This window comes from Priestia sp. D51 (assembly GCF_053345675.1).
Genome location: NZ_JBLTIR010000003.1, coordinates 491,238 through 508,137, shown reverse-complemented (window position 1 = coordinate 508,137; position 16,900 = coordinate 491,238). Strand labels below are relative to the sequence as shown.

17 protein-coding genes, 1 pseudogene and 1 riboswitch are annotated in these 16,900 nt (G+C 37.1%); of the genes and pseudogenes, 8 read left to right on the top strand and 10 right to left on the bottom strand.

The features are described 5' to 3' along the window. Positions 1 to 11: 11 nt before the first annotated feature. The 4 genes from ACNHOZ_RS14465 to ACNHOZ_RS14450 are packed head-to-tail and all read right to left on the bottom strand — an operon-like array spanning position 12 to position 3,252. Positions 12 to 650: a sugar transferase gene (locus ACNHOZ_RS14465; protein WP_328170537.1), complete on the bottom strand. Its 639-nt coding sequence runs from the start codon at positions 648 to 650 to the stop codon at positions 12 to 14. Between the two features lie 31 nt (positions 651 to 681). Then, complete coding sequence (locus ACNHOZ_RS14460; protein WP_097824126.1) at positions 682 to 1,314, bottom strand: CpsD/CapB family tyrosine-protein kinase; 633 nt, start codon at positions 1,312 to 1,314, stop codon at positions 682 to 684. Next, positions 1,304 to 2,038 carry a YveK family protein gene (locus ACNHOZ_RS14455; RefSeq protein ID WP_328170538.1) on the bottom strand — a complete coding sequence of 245 codons (735 nt, stop codon included), beginning with the start codon at positions 2,036 to 2,038 and terminating at the stop codon, positions 1,304 to 1,306. The genes ACNHOZ_RS14460 and ACNHOZ_RS14455 overlap by 11 nt, the downstream gene beginning before the upstream one ends. A 41-nt stretch (positions 2,039 to 2,079) precedes the next feature. After that, positions 2,080 to 3,252 carry an acyltransferase family protein gene (locus tag ACNHOZ_RS14450; protein WP_328170539.1) on the bottom strand — a complete coding sequence of 391 codons (1,173 nt, stop codon included), beginning with the start codon at positions 3,250 to 3,252 and terminating at the stop codon, positions 2,080 to 2,082. A gap of 322 nt (positions 3,253 to 3,574) precedes the next feature. Between ACNHOZ_RS14450 and ACNHOZ_RS14445 the strand changes: the two genes are divergently transcribed. Together ACNHOZ_RS14445 and ACNHOZ_RS14440 are read left to right on the top strand one after the other, a co-directional pair. Further along, positions 3,575 to 3,910 (top strand): helix-turn-helix domain-containing protein, encoded by a 336-nt coding sequence (locus ACNHOZ_RS14445; RefSeq protein WP_279620844.1) that lies wholly within the window; start codon positions 3,575 to 3,577, stop codon positions 3,908 to 3,910. A gap of 111 nt (positions 3,911 to 4,021) precedes the next feature. Next, a riboswitch (cyclic di-GMP riboswitch) is annotated at positions 4,022 to 4,108 on the top strand. A 20-nt stretch (positions 4,109 to 4,128) separates the two neighbouring features. Next, complete coding sequence (locus ACNHOZ_RS14440) at positions 4,129 to 4,251, top strand: anti-repressor SinI family protein (RefSeq protein ID WP_328170540.1); 123 nt, start codon at positions 4,129 to 4,131, stop codon at positions 4,249 to 4,251. Between the two features lie 77 nt (positions 4,252 to 4,328). Here the strand turns inward: ACNHOZ_RS14440 and ACNHOZ_RS14435 are convergent, their stop codons facing one another. Then, entirely contained in the window at positions 4,329 to 5,120 is a 792-nt protein-coding gene (locus ACNHOZ_RS14435) for a histidinol-phosphatase HisJ family protein (protein ID WP_447697200.1), read from the bottom strand. Positions 5,121 to 5,348: 228 nt separating this feature from the next. Here ACNHOZ_RS14435 and ACNHOZ_RS14430 point away from each other — a divergent pair, with 228 nt between their 5' ends. After that, a complete protein-coding gene (locus tag ACNHOZ_RS14430; RefSeq protein WP_447697199.1) occupies positions 5,349 to 5,906 on the top strand; it encodes an HPP family protein in 558 nt (185 codons plus the stop codon). A 105-nt stretch (positions 5,907 to 6,011) separates the two neighbouring features. Here the strand turns inward: ACNHOZ_RS14430 and ACNHOZ_RS14425 are convergent, their stop codons facing one another. Beyond that, on the bottom strand, positions 6,012 to 7,469 hold the full coding sequence (locus tag ACNHOZ_RS14425; protein WP_447697198.1) for a zinc ribbon domain-containing protein: 1,458 nt from the start codon (positions 7,467 to 7,469) through the stop codon (positions 6,012 to 6,014). A 64-nt stretch (positions 7,470 to 7,533) separates the two neighbouring features. Beyond that, the gene (locus ACNHOZ_RS14420) at positions 7,534 to 8,445 is read right to left on the bottom strand and encodes a zinc ribbon domain-containing protein (RefSeq protein WP_447697197.1); all 912 of its coding nucleotides are present in this window, start codon (positions 8,443 to 8,445) and stop codon (positions 7,534 to 7,536) included. Between the two features lie 375 nt (positions 8,446 to 8,820). Between ACNHOZ_RS14420 and ACNHOZ_RS14415 the strand changes: the two genes are divergently transcribed. From ACNHOZ_RS14415 to pcp, 3 genes are read left to right on the top strand one after another with little or no spacing between them, the layout of a single operon-like run. Beyond that, complete coding sequence (locus ACNHOZ_RS14415) at positions 8,821 to 9,525, top strand: DUF969 domain-containing protein (protein WP_447697196.1); 705 nt, start codon at positions 8,821 to 8,823, stop codon at positions 9,523 to 9,525. Beyond that, positions 9,526 to 10,491, top strand: a complete 966-nt coding sequence (locus ACNHOZ_RS14410) for a DUF979 domain-containing protein (RefSeq protein WP_447697195.1) — start codon at positions 9,526 to 9,528, stop codon at positions 10,489 to 10,491. It begins immediately after the preceding gene. Between the two features lie 14 nt (positions 10,492 to 10,505). Beyond that, the gene (gene pcp / locus ACNHOZ_RS14405; RefSeq protein WP_447697194.1) at positions 10,506 to 11,147 is read left to right on the top strand and encodes a pyroglutamyl-peptidase I; all 642 of its coding nucleotides are present in this window, start codon (positions 10,506 to 10,508) and stop codon (positions 11,145 to 11,147) included. Positions 11,148 to 11,273: 126 nt separating this feature from the next. Here pcp and ACNHOZ_RS14400 read toward each other — a convergent pair whose 3' ends face one another. Next, positions 11,274 to 11,474: a YjfB family protein gene (locus tag ACNHOZ_RS14400; RefSeq protein WP_447697193.1), complete on the bottom strand. Its 201-nt coding sequence runs from the start codon at positions 11,472 to 11,474 to the stop codon at positions 11,274 to 11,276. A 108-nt stretch (positions 11,475 to 11,582) separates the two neighbouring features. On the opposite strand from ACNHOZ_RS14400, the gene ACNHOZ_RS14395 reads away from it, so the two are divergent. Then, on the top strand, positions 11,583 to 12,437 hold the full coding sequence (locus ACNHOZ_RS14395; protein WP_447697192.1) for a DNA endonuclease: 855 nt from the start codon (positions 11,583 to 11,585) through the stop codon (positions 12,435 to 12,437). Positions 12,438 to 12,892: 455 nt separating this feature from the next. Here ACNHOZ_RS14395 and ACNHOZ_RS14390 read toward each other — a convergent pair. Next, a pseudogene (locus ACNHOZ_RS14390) lies at positions 12,893 to 13,006 on the bottom strand (flagellin); the annotation flags it as partial. 343 nt (positions 13,007 to 13,349) lie between these two features. After that, positions 13,350 to 14,531 (bottom strand): flagellin N-terminal helical domain-containing protein, encoded by a 1,182-nt coding sequence (locus ACNHOZ_RS14385; protein WP_447697191.1) that lies wholly within the window; start codon positions 14,529 to 14,531, stop codon positions 13,350 to 13,352. Between the two features lie 474 nt (positions 14,532 to 15,005). Here ACNHOZ_RS14385 and ACNHOZ_RS14380 point away from each other — a divergent pair, with 474 nt between their 5' ends. Continuing rightward, positions 15,006 to 16,862 (top strand): alginate lyase family protein, encoded by a 1,857-nt coding sequence (locus ACNHOZ_RS14380; RefSeq protein ID WP_447697190.1) that lies wholly within the window; start codon positions 15,006 to 15,008, stop codon positions 16,860 to 16,862. Positions 16,863 to 16,900: the final 38 nt, after the last annotated feature.

Sequence of the window (16,900 nt, the reverse complement as noted above, 5' to 3'; positions counted from 1 at the left end):
TTATCCCTCTCCTATCTTGATCCGTCTCCTGTTACGATGACTCTTAGCGTTTTTATCATAATCTTCACGTCAAACCGTATATTCGTATGGTGAATGTAGTAAAGATCGAGCTCCAGCTTTTCTGCTGGCGTTAGCTCATATCCTCCGTTAATTTGTGCCCAGCCTGTCAGGCCCGGCTTAACGGCAAGCCGCTGACTAAACGAAGGAAGTGTTTTTTGGAATTCTTCTATAAATACGGCTCTTTCAGGCCTTGGTCCGACAATGGACATATCGCCTTTTAATACATTCCACAGCTGAGGCAGTTCATCAATTCGCGTTTGGCGAATCAGCTTTCCTACTCTGGTGACCCGGCTGTCATTTTTAACCGCCCACTGCGCTCCGTTTTTTTCAGCGTCACTGTACATCGAACGCAGCTTCATAATCGTAAATGGTCTGCGGCTTTGACCTAGACGCTCTTGAAGAAAGAAAGGTGAACCCGGTGTTTCAATCATCACAATGAGCGCAAACAGCAAAATAACAGGCAGCAAAACCACAAGAGCCACAAACGAAATCACGATATCAACCATGCGTTTACACAGCGAATAAAAAAGCGGAAATTCTTTTTTTAGCACATCGGAATCACCGGTCGTTTTCGAGACAATTTGATTCATCGTTTCACTTCCTTCTATATAAAATGAGGAGCTAGTGAGACGGACTCCAAATAACGCCTAGCACATGAATACGCGCTTTTTCCAGCATATTTTTCGTTTTGACAACGGCATCTGCTTTTGTTTTACGTTCTTCCACCATGAGCATGGTCGCATCACATTTTGCTGCAAGAATATGAGAATCCGTCTCTTCTAAAAACTGAGGCGTTTCAAAAAGAATTAAATCGTATTCTTCTTTCCATCTTTTTATGAGCTCATCAAAATACTTGGAAACAAATAGTGTTGAGGCGTTTCGAAAATGAGATCCGGCCGTAAGCACGTCAAGTCCTTTATATGATGTTTGTTTAATGGGTACGTGCCGGCCTTTCCCGTTTACTAACACATCCGTTAATCCTTCTGAACTTCCAAGGTCAAAGAGCTGATGAAGAGAAGGACAGTGTACGTTTCCGTCAATAAGAAGAACGTTTTTCCCTTGTTCGGCAAATGAAATACCTAGCTTTGCCGTTATAAGAGGCTTTTTGTCATTCAATTCCGCTGATGTGATTGTCAGGCATTTGACTTCACTATTCAGCAGCACCTCAACATTTTTTCGAATCATATTTGTTTGGTTGATGGTTTTGGCATCTTGATACAATGAAAATGGATACTTTTTTTGTTTAAAACTCAAGGTTCTCCCTCCTTGCCTTTTCCTGATCACTGCCTTGCTTTTGGTTTCGCTTCATTTTTCGAGGTTGGAGTTCGATATGCCCAATGACAGGGAGACCGATAAGCTTCTCAATTTCATCTTCATTTCGAAGTGAGTCATCTGCGTATTCACGAAGAACAGCAATCGCTACTCCAAGCATGAAGCCTACGACAATTGCTATAGCTGCTACAGGAAGCGGTTTCGGAAAGATTTGTTCACTATCAGAAGGATCTGTTAGCACTTGAATATTGCTTCCTTTCATTAGCTTCTCAGCTTGCTTTTTTGATAGAAAAGCGACTCTGTTTACAATTTCACTTACTTGTTTAGAATCGTGATCTCTGACTGTAATATTAATAAACTGAGAGTTTTCATTGTGCTGAACGGTGATTTCATCACTTAAATCTTTTATTGAGCTTTTTAAGTTCAATTCATCTTTTACTCCTTTTAATACAATAGGATTTTTAATAAAATCGATGTAAGAAGAAATCAATTGTGTGTTCAGCTGTGTAATATTTGCGATTTCATCTACATTTTTAGAAGTTGCTTGATTTACCAGCACTTGAGCTGACGCTTGATATGTTGGCTTTAACACATAGAAACTTACCGCAGCAATACTTGTGCTGGCTAACAGCATAGTGGCTAAAACAGCCAGCCACCTTTTTTTTAAGATGTAAAAGAAGTCCTTAAGCTGAAGCTTATCTTGCATAATAATGTCCCTCCAACTAATCATTTATGGCTCAAAATGCCTTAATAGCGGCTAATTGTACGTCTATTATTTTTTAAAGCTATATTCTTATTTTTAACTAACATCTTTCCAAATTTGTATGAAGGTTTTTCAACAAAACGATTAACTCCAATAGCCAAACAAAATGATGCAAAGAAACAAAGACATAAAATTATTTCATACGGCAACCGTCCATGCAGAAGATAAATAAACGAAAATAAGACAATTAAATGGACTAAATATAAGCTATATGAAATTTCCCCCAACAAGATCAGTGGCTTCTTTTTTAACACTCTAGAAGCAGCTGGCGATGCTAACGCAAGGACCATTAGAATACAGCTTCCTGCCATTGCTAATACATTTCGGCATAAAAAGTTATTTGTAATATCATAGTTTGCTAGTAGACCTTCAGAAAGATAGAGTGCAAAGCCAATAGAGATAATTCCGACTTTTTGCATCCAGCTTCTTGTACGGTATACATGAATTAGAGTGTCTCTGTACTTAGCTGTTATGGCACCAGCCATAAAAAGAAGCAAATAATGAAATGAAAGTAAATAACTCGTAGGTGTTAATGAAGATTGATTTACCAATAACAACAGAGATGACACTGCAAAAATAAAAAAGAAAAGCCTCATTACTTTTTGACCAGATAGCTTGACTAATACCAACAAAATTAAAGGAAACAAAAGAGAAATTCTCATTTCATGAACAAGTGACCAAATCACATTGTTGTAGGCATCAGTATTGTATGTCCCGATTAAAAAGAAATGTTCAATTAGTAATCTTGGCGATTCTCTCATGTTCCAAGAATTGTTAAACCATAGACTTAATTCATTGATCCCTCCTTGAGCGAAAAGTAATTTACACCCAATCGCAAGACAAACAGAAAACAGATATGGAAGATAGATCCGGCACACTCGCCTAATTACATATTCTCCGTAACGAAAAGAACTGCTTTCATAAAACGGAAGAGCTAATACAAAACCGCTTAAAACAAAAAACAAAACAACCGACTCGTTGCCGCTACTAAAAAATAAACGTAGCGGACTTTCTTTTAACACGTTCATCAGGAAAGAAGATTGAATTTGATAGCTGTATTCACTGAAACTTGGGAAAATCATGAGGTAATGATTAATCACAACAAATAAAGCGGCCAATCCCCTTACAGAGTCAAGTTCTACGTAACGCTTTTTCATACAATCCCCTGTCTAAAATGTAGTAGCACAACGCGATTACTCTTTTAAATTAAGTAATTCGGCTCGTTCATTCTCTTTCTGTACACTCGGCAAAACGTTCATTATAATGAATTTAAAATACGATAAATCGACAAATATTCTCAATAAAGAACAATTTGTAAGTGTAGTATAGCATAATATACCCGTATCAAGAATAGGTATTTTAACCTATTTTATTCTTTATAAAGAACAAAATATTATTTATTTTATATTTTTATGTACACAAGATACACAAATATGCGTTATAATGAACAAAAACCCACAAGAAGAGGATGAACTGAATGTGATAGGAGAAAAGATTAAAAATTTGCGACTAAAAAAAGGCTATTCTATTACACGCTTGGCTGAAGAAGCCAATATTTCAAAATCGTATTTGTCTCATTTAGAAAAAGGGTTGAACAATAATCCTTCTCTTCAAATGCTTGATAAAATTGCGTCTTCTCTTCATACAACAATTGATGACTTAATTGAAGGAGACATCAGTTGTCCAGCTTTAACTTCAAAACCAGTCCTCAATCTAGAGTGGCTGCATTTAATTGAACGAGCCATTCAAGACGGCATGACCAAAGAAGAATTTATCGAATTTCAGTATTATTTAAAGTTCCGTAAAACAAACTGATACATCCATTCACTAGCTTTTAATTTTTTTATGACAATCGACCTATTTCGACATCTTTTACAAATATTATCTTGTAAAATAACTGTATACTAAGAATACTATTACAAATTATCCAGATAAGGGCAAAACTATTGAAAAATAGTGACGCAAAGCTTCAGGTCTAAGGCCTCTTTCGGCTATGATAGCTGGGTTCCCTGGCAAAGGGTGGATGAATCGTAATGAAAAAAGAAAATGTACTGTCAATCGATCAAGAGTGGGTAAGCCTTATGGAATCAGCCCGCAAGCTGGGTCTGACCATCGAAGAAGTCCGGAGGTTTTTATCGGAGCTTAAGCAGAACTAAATTAAAAAAGCACGCTCTAATTTGAGCGTGCTTTTTACAGTTATTATTATTCTAGAAGAAAGTATACTCCACTTCTATTAAATACGAATTCCTTTTGGCAGACGCTCATCAAATGTATAAATCTCCTTAAACCCACACTGTTTTGCCATTTCAACTGCTTCTTTCATATGTGCTCCTACGGTTTCAGCGAAGTGTGAATCAGAGCCAATCGTTAAGATTTCTCCGCCTAAATCGCGGTACAGCCCAACAACTTCCAGTGCCGGCAGCGCTTCGCCCAGCTTCCCTCTTATACCTGAAGTATTAATTTCAATTCCGATATTGCGATCAATGGCTTTTTTCAAAATATCCGCAAGAATATCTTTGAATTGATGAAAGTCGTAAATGCCGTATTGCTCAAACGCATAGCGCTTCATTAAATCTAAATGAGCCAATACATCAATATCCGCTTCACTTACTAGCTTATACATTTCGTTAAAATAAGCGCGGTAAATTGCTTCTTTGTCATTCAGCTCCAAATGTTTACGAAGCTTGATGTTATTAATGTTATGAACTGATCCTAAAATAAAATCAAAGTTCTCCTGCTGCATAGTTTTTTGATACTTCTCTTTTAAATAGTGAGGCTCACAAATTTCAATTCCTTTTTTAATCACTAGCTGGTCTTGGAATTGATCTCTGCATTCCGCTAGTTCTCGTTCATATTTATCGAAATCCATATGACCGTACGTTGGCGCTAATGGATTTAATGAAAAGTGCTCGGTAAAACAAATTTCGTTTATGCCGTTTTTTACAGCTTGTTCGCACACTTCTTTCATGACTGCCTGTGAGTCAAATGAATTGTTCGTGTGATGATGGTAGTCTACTAGATACATAATTTAGTCACCTCTAGATCTATTATACATTTCTCTTTCCCTCACTGCACATAGAGACCCTTTTCCCTTCTATCACGCCTTTTTTCGTCCACCAAAAGTATTTCCAATAAAAAAAGTCGTTTTTCCTCTTTCAGTAATCCTTCTTTTCTTATAAACTAACTTATTATAGCAGATGTTCTGACATACAACTTGACATATAACTTTTACACAAAAGAAAGGAAATAAGAAATGGAATTTGAAAAAAGTTTTTCTCAAAGCAAAAGCCCCTTTCTGTCTTACTTAAGCTCTTATGCTAAAAAGATGAAAGGAGAACTAAAAGAAGAACCGAAAATCAATTATAGAGACGCAGTCGTTTCTTCTATTGGAGGCTTAATTGCGATTATCATCAGCAGCGCGATTGCACTAGCGCTTGGTTATCCAATGGCTCTCGCTCCGATTGGCGCAAGCTGCGTGCTTGTTTTTGGGGCGCACAAAGGTCCTTTATCACAGCCGCGCCACGTGCTTGGAGGGCACTTGCTCGCAACCGTTTCTGCACTTATTATTTGGAGCTTATTTCATCGAAGTCTAATCACCATAGCGATTGTGCTTGCTTTTGTTCTTATTTTAATGATTCTTACAAAAACCGTTCATCCTCCCGCTGCAGCTAGCGCGATTGTCGCAATTAATACGCAATCAGGCTGGGGATACTTAGGTATTATTATGATTTGTGCTTGTGTAGTTGTGCTGATTTCTACCGTGTATAATAATTTATTTCAAGATCGGCAGTATCCCAGGTATTGGGTTTGATATTAGGGCTCATACATAAAAAAGACGTCTTCTCATGGAAGACGCCTTTTTTATTTGTTATTTCCTACTACGTTTTTTGCTTTTTCAGGGTCTATTTATCAGCTTTTACTTTACTTCCGTTGAACTAATAAGCTGATAAACTCCCAAACTTCCATCAGATGATGCTTTTACTTTATGAATACTGTTGAATTTTTTGTATTTAACAGACCCGTCTCCGTACGAAATATCATACTCTTCTGTTGTATATACTTTATACATAGAGTCATCTAGTTTTGTTACTCTATTTACGTTAAAACTCAATAAATCCTCTGTTATGCCTTTTTTGATTAGGTAAGCTGTATAATCTTTTTGTTCCTTGTATTTTGGTCCGTTAGTATCGATATAAGGCTCTGCAATAGAGAAGTCTCCACTGTTAATTGAGGAAATTGTAGCGTACATATATTGTTCAATAAAACTAGAAACTTCACTAGTAGATACTCCAGAATTGACTTCCGAACCTTTGTCCGTCGTCTCTTGATTCTTAGAAGGAGCCGATGCTTTTGCCGTAGCTTCTGTCGTATTTTCTTCATCAAAATTAAGCGCAACATCTTCCATACCTTTTTTAATTGATACTTCTTCCGTTTTCTTTTCTCCGCGTTTTGCATATAGTTTTATAGAACCATCCATTGGCAGCGGACCTAAATAATCAATATCGCTAATTTCTGTTTTTATGTCTTTACCATTAACGAACAGCGTCGCGTCATCATAATCTGAAGAGATGTATACTGCATGATCTGACCAATCAAACTCTACATTTACATCTTCTCCGTTGGTGGCTTCAATCTCTTGTTCGTTTTCAACTTTTCCGTAATCATTTTGCACTTCACCTTTTAATGTATGTGTACCAGGTAAAAACGGACCAATCTTTTTAGAAGAGTCACTGCTTACCGTTCCAGCTTTTTGACCGTCAATATATACTACTGTCGCATCTTCTGTAGACTGAGCTTTTGCATATACAGGGTTTACTTGAACCGTGTAGTGATCAAAGATTCCCCATTTCTTTCCGTCTTGTTCTAGCTTAGCGTATGAAGAGTGGTCTTCGCTTGGAACTCCTGCTTCAAGCGCTCTGCTATCTGCCGCTAACCCTTCAGACATTGACTTCATTACATCCGGATTTTCGTGCAGATATGTAATAAATGATTTTGTTTGCTCATCGTTGGCTTCTAGTTGAATTTGACCATCATTTACATATTTTTTTACTTTATCAACATCATTACCCTTTACTGAAGCAATAAATTTTTCTGACACGGCTTTAGGCGCCATCATTGTTTTATCTATTCCGTAATAAGCACCGCCGAGTATAGCAGCTGCCGCTATAACTGAAATCGCAATAATCTTTGTTTTTTTATTCGGAGGTTTTACCGATTCTCTCTCTTCCTCTACTGAAGCTGATGCGGGTTCTACGTAACGCTGTGTTTTTGCTCCTTCACTAGAAGCCGCTTTCCTTTCGACGGGATGTCCACACTCCGGACAAAATTCATGCTCACTTGTTAACTGATGACCACACTCTCTGCAATATCCCAATTTCTACACTCCTTTTTTATAATGGTATGAAAAAGCACCGCTGTACACGATGCTTTCTGTCGACTTAAAATAGATCATTCAATTCACTGCTGTTTCCCATTCTTGTAATAATGGTTTTGGCTTCTTCTCCTAAACCATTCGCAATGAACGTCAGTACAATCGTAATGATTACATATACAATAAGAGTGCTATAGATACGATCAAGTCCATTTGTTCCGCTTTGCTTAAAGCTAGCAATCGTAAATGGAACCACAAAGAAGATGCTCAGCAAACCAAAATTCATAAAATAAGAGAAGTATTCAACATGGAGAAATGCAAGCACAAGTCCAATTAAAAGAAGAGCTGTTGGAATAATTAAAAACGTGCCAAAGCGTGAGAAAAATTCTTTAAAGGAAACGTCTACCTTTCCAAACTTTGCTGCAACATATGTTGTTCCAATAATAATTGCGAGTCCAATAAAAATGAAAATCCCTTGTTTAAAGACAAAATCGGTAAAATTGAAGTGAATGATGCTGTTGATATCTGTGGCTTTTATCAAATCAGCGCCTGTATTAAAATCCTCCATGTCAGATGGAGCCAGCTCTTCACTGATAATAGGAAGCTTGAACATGCTTCGAACAAATTGAATCAACAATAGCTTCCAGCCTACATACAGCATAATAGGTATACTAAGAGCATAAAGAATGACTGTGATAAGTGCATTAACGAATTGGCTTTCGCCTGCTGCTTGTGCTGTAGCTGTTGGATTTTTAATTCCTTCTGCAAAATAACTAAAAAATGATTTTGACACTTTTTTCGCCTGACGGACACGCTGATTAGGCTGTTGAGGCGCATACGCAGTTTGCGGCTCAGGATGAGACTGATATTCGGATGCTGCTGCCGTCTGGCTTACAGCTGCCTCTTCTTGTAATTTATGACCGCATTTCACGCAAAACTTCCCGCCCTCATTAAAATGGCCGCAATTTGAACAATTCAAATACTCCTCCCCCTTCAATAAATTGTTTAAAATATAGTTATATAGATTCATTTAGTTAAAATCTATATAATTCTATATTCATACCTTTTAGCATTATACACCATTTTTGGTATTTTAGGAGAAATGTTTTCAACAGATTATCTAAAAAAATCACTACCCAAATCCCCTGGCAGAATTCTTTCTTTTATTTCTGAATCCATGCACATTATATAAATCTTCTTTCTATAATTTTATTTCACCAATAAAACTATTTTATGCCTTAAGCATCTTGTTTTAATTTTCAGAATTGTTTATACTCAAAACATCTTTGTTTTTCTAGAAAAACAAAGGAGGTGAATTTGCAGCACGGTCTATACATAATCAAGGGGGATTTTTATGTTGAAATTAATTGGGGTTTTGCTAGTGGCAGTAGGGTTTTTATTTCGTTTAAACACACTGCTTGTGGTAACTGTTGCAGGCATCGTGACGGGCCTTGTATCAGGCTTGTCACTGCATGAGGTAATCACGATGTTTGGACAGTTCTTTGTCGATAACCGCTATATGTCTATGGCTATTTTACTTACTCTTCCTATCTTTGGCGTGTTAGAAAAATACGGATTAAAGGAACAAGCGGAAGTATTGATCAAAAAAGCCAAAAACGCTTCTTCTGGAAATGTTTTACTTATATATCTTTTTATCCGTGAAATCTCAGCCGCAGTCGGCTTAAATATTGGGGGGCATGCTCAATCCGTGCGTCCGTTAGTAGCACCTATGTCTGAAGGCGCAGCTCGTGCCAAATATGGAGAGCTTCCGCCTAAAATCAAAGAAGATATTCGCGCTCACGCAGCCGCGGCTGAAAATACAGGCTGGTTTTTCGGAGAAGATATCTTTATCGCAACGGGTGGAATTCTTTTAATGAAAGGGTTCTTTGACTCCGTAGGCATTCACGTTGACGTCTGGAATATGGCGCTTTGGGGGATTCCAACAGCTATCGCAGCACTGCTGATCAGCGCCATTCGCTTCCGTCAATTAGACCGAAGAATTCACAAAAAGATGACGAAACACAAACCAACATCATCTTCAAAGACGGAGGCGAGTTAAATGAAAAGTATCCTGACGCTTGATACGATCTACTATTTACTCGGTATTATTGTCGCTTTTATCGCAATTCGAATTGCACGCGATCACAACCATCCTAACCGTTTAGGATCTTCTCTGTTTTGGGCGCTGTTTTCCGTTACGTTTTTATTTGGCAACGTAATTCCGCCTTTTTATGTAGGGTGTTTAGTCATTATTATGGTGCTGCTTGCTTCATTTAACCGCGTGACTAAATCGAATGAAGCGGAAACACCTGCTGAAAAACGAGTAGCCCACGCGCAAAGGTTAAAAAACAAAATCTTTTTACCGGCTTTATTTATTCCTATTTTTACGATTATCGGCACCCTTCTTTTTGGCAAAATTAAGTTTGGAAACTGGGCATTGATTGACCCAGAAAAAGTCACGTTAATTTCACTGGCAATCGCAGCCGTCATTGCATTTGTTGCTTCAATGGGCGTCACTAAAGCAAAAATGGACGTGCCTGTTAAAGAAGGAAGCCGCTTGCTTCAAGCAGTTGGCTGGGCAGTTATTTTACCGCAAATGCTGGCAGCGCTTGGCGGCATCTTTTCCAAATCAGGGGTTGGAACAGTAGTATCAGATATTGTAAGTGATGTGCTTCCGACTAACTATGCGTTTGTTGCTGTGCTTGCTTATTGTCTAGGAATGCTGCTATTTACGATTGTCATGGGAAATGCCTTTGCGGCATTTGCCGTTATTACAGGAGGTATTGGACTTCCCTTGATTGTACATATGCACGGAGGAAATCCAGCCATTATGGCGGCACTTGGCATGTTTGCTGGCTACTGCGGCACGCTTCTTACGCCAATGGCAGCTAACTTTAACATTGTGCCTGCCATGCTGCTTGAATTAAAAGACAAAAACGCCGTGATTAAAGCGCAAGTGCCGATCGCTTTATCCGTTTTTGTTGTGAATATGTTATTAATGTACTACCTTGTATATCACTTTTAAAGGAGAGTAATAGAATGACAACTGTATTACTGACTGGCTTTGAACCATTTGAAGGTGAAAGTATTAACCCGTCCTTAGAAGCTGTAAAAGCTTTAGACGGCGTAGCTGTTGAAGACTATCATATTATCGCTAAACCTCTTCCTACTGTGTTTGGTGAATCAATCGCAAAGCTTCATACGTATATAGAAGAAATTAGCCCTTCTATCGTCATTTGCGTTGGACAAGCAGGCGGCCGAGAAGGAATTACGGTAGAACGCGTGGCCATTAACGTAGACGACGCGCGGATTCCTGATAACATCGGCCAGCAGCCTATTGATCGTCCTATTATCCAAAACGGACCTGCCGCATACTTTTCGACACTGCCAATTAAAGCCGCTGTCGAAAACTTATGCCAAACAGGCATTCCAAGCAGCGTCTCCCAAACCGCTGGAACCTTTGTCTGTAACCACGTGTTTTACGGGCTGATGAACATGATTCAAAACTGCTGTATTAAAGGCGGGTTTGTGCATATTCCTTATCTTCCTGAACAAGCTGTGAACCATCCAGGGAAAGCGAGTATGTCGCTGGATTTGATTGTGCAGGGGTTGTTGAGTTTGGTGAAGACGACGATTTTGGTTGAAGAGGATGTTGTGGTTTCGGGTGGGGCTACGCATTAAAAATAATATTTAAACGATACCATTATATTATAAAAAAATGACCTTACTCTACTTGGTAAGGTCATTTTGCATAGTAAGACATTATATTCGATGCCCTTATATTTCATTTATCTAGCAGTAATGAAACTATAATTTCAAATCAATATTTCCGCCTAGATGCGGTTGCGCGGCCTGTTGAAGTGCTTTTACATTGGAAGTGCTGATTAATTCCTTAACAGCTTCTCCTTGCTGTTCAGCGTTTCCCATTGCTATTTTCATGACTGATAGAGAAGCTTGCTGCTGGACTTTTCCTTGACTTAGTGACATTGACGTAAGTGCGATATCCATAGGGCACTTCCTTTCTTTTTTCTTATAAACAAACTATATCTTTTAATTATTTAACGTTATAATTTATAATAAGAACATACATCCTTATTATAAAACGAGGTGAACGAAATGGATTTGTATCAGTTATCTTCCATTCAACAAAATGTTTTAATAGCTAGTATTATGGGTGACGGTGAAATAACAAAAATTTACAAAAATAGTCGACGTAAAAATAATAGCTACCGTGAACATTATGGACAAGCTCAAGAAAAGTATCGTGAATGGAAACAGTTATTTCTTCCTGATTTGTTATATTTCAATAAAAAAAGTCATAGCCTTTGCTCTAGATCACTTCCTCTTTTCACACAACTATATCCACACTTTTACAATAGTAAAAATCAAAAACAAGTTCCTAAAAAGTTATTACCAATATGTACTCTACCTCACTTTTTGGCTGTCTTGTATATGGATGATGGTACGCTATCAATTACAAAACGAATTAATCATACAAAAAAACGAATCTACCTTACACCCTCTATTATGTTAGCACTTCAATGTTATCCTGTACGTGAGCTCAACTTACTACAAAAACACATCCACAATACTTTCAATTATTCTTTTAAGCTATGCTCTACTCCATCTGGATATGGTCATATGTTAAGGTTTACATCTGTACAACATACCTTTTCATTTTTAGAATTTATTTCTCCTGTGACCAACACCTGTCCAAGCATGTTTTACAAAAACAATTGGGAGTGGCGCTATAATAAGGAAAAACAATTGCTACTGGAGCAATATCCTAACTATGAAATTGTTGCTTCGAGTTCCAATCGCTACAGATCGTACTCTCCAGAAGAAATTAATTGTATTATCATATTGTATAAAAAGAGAGAATCAATCTCTAATATAGCTAGAGCAATTAATCGAACGTATTGGTCAGTTGTTTATAAGATTAGAGAACTAAAAGAGAAAAAACTTTTGTAAAGTAAATATTGCACGACTCTTTTAATTTCTTTGTATCAAATATAAAAAGGAATTCTAGTAAGACTAGAATTCCTTAAAATTTTATTAACGAAGAAGTTGTAATACTCCTTGTGGTTGTTGGTTCGCTTGCTTTGCGACTATATCTTTCGATGACAGAATAGACTATATCTTCATCCATGTTTTTCATGGAGCTGGGCACTTCGAACAGTTTTCACTGCCCTACGAGATTCATAGTCATAGTTTTCACCTTAGACCGTATCCTCTAGTCGTTGAACCTTCTCCAGAGTTTCCTCACAGGAGCTTGGCTGCTGATTATCCATTGTAGCATATTTATCATTTTTAAACCGTCACGCTTGTCGTTTCCAACTACGTTGTGGTTGACAAAGCTTTAGGAAGTTCCAGCAGTTCACCCAGTTATCCTCTAGCTCGTTACCAAGCTAGACGCCCTTTAATCATTATCTCAAAAGTTGTAATACTCCTTGAGGCATCTGATTAGATTGAGCCAACATTGCTTGTGATGCTTGAGAAAGAATTGAATTCTTCGTTTGTTCCATCATTTCTTTCGCCATCGTGCGAACATTTACTTTCATAAATGACTAGACTATATCTTCACCCTCTTATATAAGTAGGGGCCGGGCACTTCGGATTCACAATACTGATGGTTATTGTTTCACCTATGGATTTCATCATCTTGAGCATGGCTTTTAGATGGTCTATCCTAGTCGTTGAACCTTCTCCAGAGTTTCCTCACAGGAGCTTGGCTGCTGATTGCCCAATCTTTTCTTTTTTCATACCATCACGCTTGTCGTTTCCAACTACGTTGTGGCAAGAAAAGCTCTAAGGGGTTCCCAGCAATTCACCCGATAATAATCGCTAGCCGTTACTGGCTAGGACGACTGTGCTTGTTACTGCTTATGCAGCTAAAGCATAATCAACGTCACGGATACGAGATTCCGCAGCAGTTAGGTTTTCAGAAGATGTATTCAAATTGTTAATAGTGTGATCTAAACGATTTTGAGTAGCACCAAGATTAGAACGTTCGGTAGATACCTTTTTAATTGCTTCATCAATAACCTTGATTGCTACGTTTGCTTGACCTTGGTTTCCTACTTTTAGGTCTTTTACCCCTAATGCAGAAGCTCCCATGTCTTTGATAGCTAAGTTGATATTTTGACCCGTGTTTGCACCAATTTGAAATGTAGAGGACCCATCGGAATGAACATCAGTAGCTTGTTGAGTTTCAGCAAAACTAGAAAGCGCGTTTGTTGCTCCTGTTCTTACATTACCACTAGAATCTTTAACTGTAATAGTGAACCCATGAATAGCTCCTGCTTCACCAGTAGTTGATGCTGTTGCATTTAAACTACCCTTTGCATCAACAGTAAGAGCAAAGTTAGTATCATCAGTAGCTCCAGCACCGTCTGTTGTTTCTAAATCAGCAACAGTTAATGATGAAGGTGTACCTAAACCATCAGTATTAGCAAACTTATTAGTTATTGTTTGACCATTTTTCACATAAGACACTTCAATAGTATCTCCTAGTTGTATACCTAAATTATTACCATCTTTATCAGTTAAAGCATCCAGTTTAGTACCTGTTGTTACTGGAGCGCTCGTACCTGCTTTAAGTGCAGCATTTCCTTGAATATTAGCTTGAGCAGTTGTTGTTTTATCCATAGAACCATCTAGTAGATTTTTTGTATTGAACTGAGTTGTTTCAGCAATACGATCAATTTCTTTCCCCAACTGATTCATTTCATCTTGAATATTTTGACGATCTTGATCAGTGTTTGTATCAGTGGCTGCTTGGGTAGCCAATTCACGTTGACGTTGTAAAATATCATGCGTTTCATTTAATGCACCTTCAGCTGTTTGAATCAGTGAAGTTGCATCCTGAGCATTTTTAGAAGCCATATCCAACCCACGAATTTGTCCGCGCATTTTTTCAGAAATTGCAAGACCTGCAGCATCATCCGCCGCACTGTTAATACGAAGACCCGATGATAACTTCTCCATTGATTTTGATTGTGCATTATTAGCATTGTTAAACTGACGATACGTGTTCAATGCTGCAATATTGTGATTAATTCTCATTTTCCTTTACCTCCATATAATTGGTTTTACTTCTTGGTTACATCCTTGTATTCAAGAAGTTTCCTGCTTAATTCATAGTTAAGCAGGATCTGACAGTAATCAAACATATAACTCTAGGAAATATGTTCATACTATATATCGACAGAGCTACTAAGTTGTTTACATTATGAATTCATTTTCATTTAATTTTTTCTATTTATTAGCTAAAAGTTTACACACTGTTAACTTTTTTTGGAGGTTATGTACATTGCTGAACGAATTTTAAAATTCGTTCAATCCATTAATAAATCTTTCGTTAATTAAAATTGAATAAAAAGGAAAATAAAAGTTACTTTTATACTGATTATAAGGTACTATATTAATTGTATTCTAACTTTTTATGAACAGGAGATTTTGCTGTAAAAATTAGAAATAACCCTATGAATCACTGTTATTTTATTTAGTCTATTAACTATAATTAAAAAGGAGTATTATATGAAAAGAAATTGGAAAAGTTTTGTGATAACATGTTTCGTTGCTTCCTCATTACTTGTATCTATGTCAGCTTCAGTGAGCCCTGCTTATGCAGCGGCAAACGCTAAAAGTTCATCTGTACAGGTAGCGGCTGCAAAAAAAATTAGTATCTTTAAGAGGGTTAGTTCCAACTCTCAAACTGTCGGTATAGCAGATAAACTAATGAGGGACGAACTTTACGTTAACACTATTTGGCCTACGTATAAATTCAATGGTAAATTAACATGGAAAGAAAACCCTTATAAAGATGACAGCTGGTCTTTTTATTTCCAAAGCTTAGATATGGTAGGTTATTTGACAAATGCCTACGAGCAAACTCATTCTCAAAAATATTTAGAAAAAGCTCAGTGGTACATAGAAAGCTGGATGAATGCTAATCCATCTCCTACAAAACAAGCAAGCCGCTTTGCTTGGAAAGATCACAGTACAGCAAACAGAGTCGTGACCATGATTCAATTTTGGGAACAATACAAGGATTCAGCTATTTATGATAAAGATTTTGAAAACAAATTAATTGAAATGTTAGAAAAGCACGGTGATTTTTTAATGGATGATAAAAATTACTCTGCCGGGAGTAATCATGGAATTTTCCAAGATCGTTCTTTAATCGAATTAGCACTAATCTTTCCAGATATGTCTCACAGTGAGCAATGGTATAAAAAAGGAATGGGTCGTTTAATTACACATGTAGAAGGTGACGTTACAAAAAGCGGTGTTCATAAAGAGCACAGTCCTTCTTATCACCTGCTTGTTCTTAACCTATTTAAAAGCATCAATGGCTTTATCAAACAATTTAACGTGAACGAGCCTAAGCTAAAAGATGGCATTTCAAAAATGGAGGATTATTTAGCTTTTATTGGCAACCAATCTGGTGACTTACCGATGTTAGGTGATTCACAGCCTGAAAGCCTTTATTCCTTAAATCCTAAATCTATAACAAGTCAAAAGCTTTTATATGTTGTCACAAAAGGAAAACAAGGAAAAAAACCTGGTCAAGAAATGGTATACGCAGACGGTGGTACGGCTGTTTTTAAAAATGATTTGAATAATGAAAGACCTTTATACCTTTTATTCACATCTGCCTTCCACTCCACTACTCATAAACATGCGGATGATTTGTCCTTTATCTTAAACTATGGAAAAACTGACTTCTTTGTAGACTCAGGGAAATATAATTACAGTTACACAGATCCTTACAGAGAATACTTTAAAGGTACCTTAGCTCATAATACCGTAACCGTAGATAAAAAATCCTTTCCTGTAACCAAGGATCAAGTCAACAAATCTAAAATTAGTTCTTCTGAAATAAATAAAACGTACAGTTATGTAACTGGTAGCCATGAGCTATATAAAGGAGTAAAAGTAAGCAGAACGCTTGTTTATCTAAAAAACACAAACAGCATTCTTGTGCGTGATGTAATGGAATCAAACAAAAATCACACATACACGGATATATTTAATATCGGAAAAGACGTAGATGTAAAAAAATCTGCAAGCAGAGTGTTTACTCTTACCAGCAAACTTGATCAACAGCAAATTGAACTGATTCAGCTTACAAAAATGAGCACCATCAAAAATTACAAAGGTTCTGCTTCTCCTATCGCTGGATGGCAATCATTAGAATTTAATAAAAAACTGCCAATTACTCAGCTTCAGTTTATGAATAGCAATCAAAAAAATGCTGAATATAAGTTCATTATTAACACTAATACTAACAATGGGGTTCAAAATTATACCGTTAAGAGTACTCCTTCAGCTGACATTTATACGATTGTTTTAAAAAACGGAAAGCGAACGAGCGTACAAGTTAAAAAATAATCAAGCTTTTTTACTAAACTTAAACAAAAAAGCGAAAT

What these genes read in the sequence shown, in the direction of transcription:
- ACNHOZ_RS14385 (WP_447697191.1), bottom strand. Translation starts at nt 14,531, where the DNA reads ATGAGAATTAATCACAATATTGCAGCATTGAACACGTATCGTCAGTTT.
- ACNHOZ_RS14450 (WP_328170539.1), bottom strand. Translation starts at nt 3,252, where the DNA reads ATGAAAAAGCGTTACGTAGAACTTGACTCTGTAAGGGGATTGGCCGCT.
- ACNHOZ_RS14435 (WP_447697200.1), bottom strand. Translation starts at nt 5,120, where the DNA reads ATGTATCTAGTAGACTACCATCATCACACGAACAATTCATTTGACTCA.
- ACNHOZ_RS14430 (WP_447697199.1), top strand. Translation starts at nt 5,349, where the DNA reads ATGGAATTTGAAAAAAGTTTTTCTCAAAGCAAAAGCCCCTTTCTGTCT.
- ACNHOZ_RS14380 (WP_447697190.1), top strand. Translation starts at nt 15,006, where the DNA reads ATGAAAAGAAATTGGAAAAGTTTTGTGATAACATGTTTCGTTGCTTCC.
- ACNHOZ_RS14415 (WP_447697196.1), top strand. Translation starts at nt 8,821, where the DNA reads ATGTTGAAATTAATTGGGGTTTTGCTAGTGGCAGTAGGGTTTTTATTT.
- ACNHOZ_RS14400 (WP_447697193.1), bottom strand. Translation starts at nt 11,474, where the DNA reads ATGGATATCGCACTTACGTCAATGTCACTAAGTCAAGGAAAAGTCCAG.
- ACNHOZ_RS14440 (WP_328170540.1), top strand. Translation starts at nt 4,129, where the DNA reads ATGAAAAAAGAAAATGTACTGTCAATCGATCAAGAGTGGGTAAGCCTT.
- ACNHOZ_RS14455 (WP_328170538.1), bottom strand. Translation starts at nt 2,038, where the DNA reads ATGCAAGATAAGCTTCAGCTTAAGGACTTCTTTTACATCTTAAAAAAA.
- pcp (WP_447697194.1), top strand. Translation starts at nt 10,506, where the DNA reads ATGACAACTGTATTACTGACTGGCTTTGAACCATTTGAAGGTGAAAGT.
- ACNHOZ_RS14410 (WP_447697195.1), top strand. Translation starts at nt 9,526, where the DNA reads ATGAAAAGTATCCTGACGCTTGATACGATCTACTATTTACTCGGTATT.
- ACNHOZ_RS14465 (WP_328170537.1), bottom strand. Translation starts at nt 650, where the DNA reads ATGAATCAAATTGTCTCGAAAACGACCGGTGATTCCGATGTGCTAAAA.
- ACNHOZ_RS14395 (WP_447697192.1), top strand. Translation starts at nt 11,583, where the DNA reads ATGGATTTGTATCAGTTATCTTCCATTCAACAAAATGTTTTAATAGCT.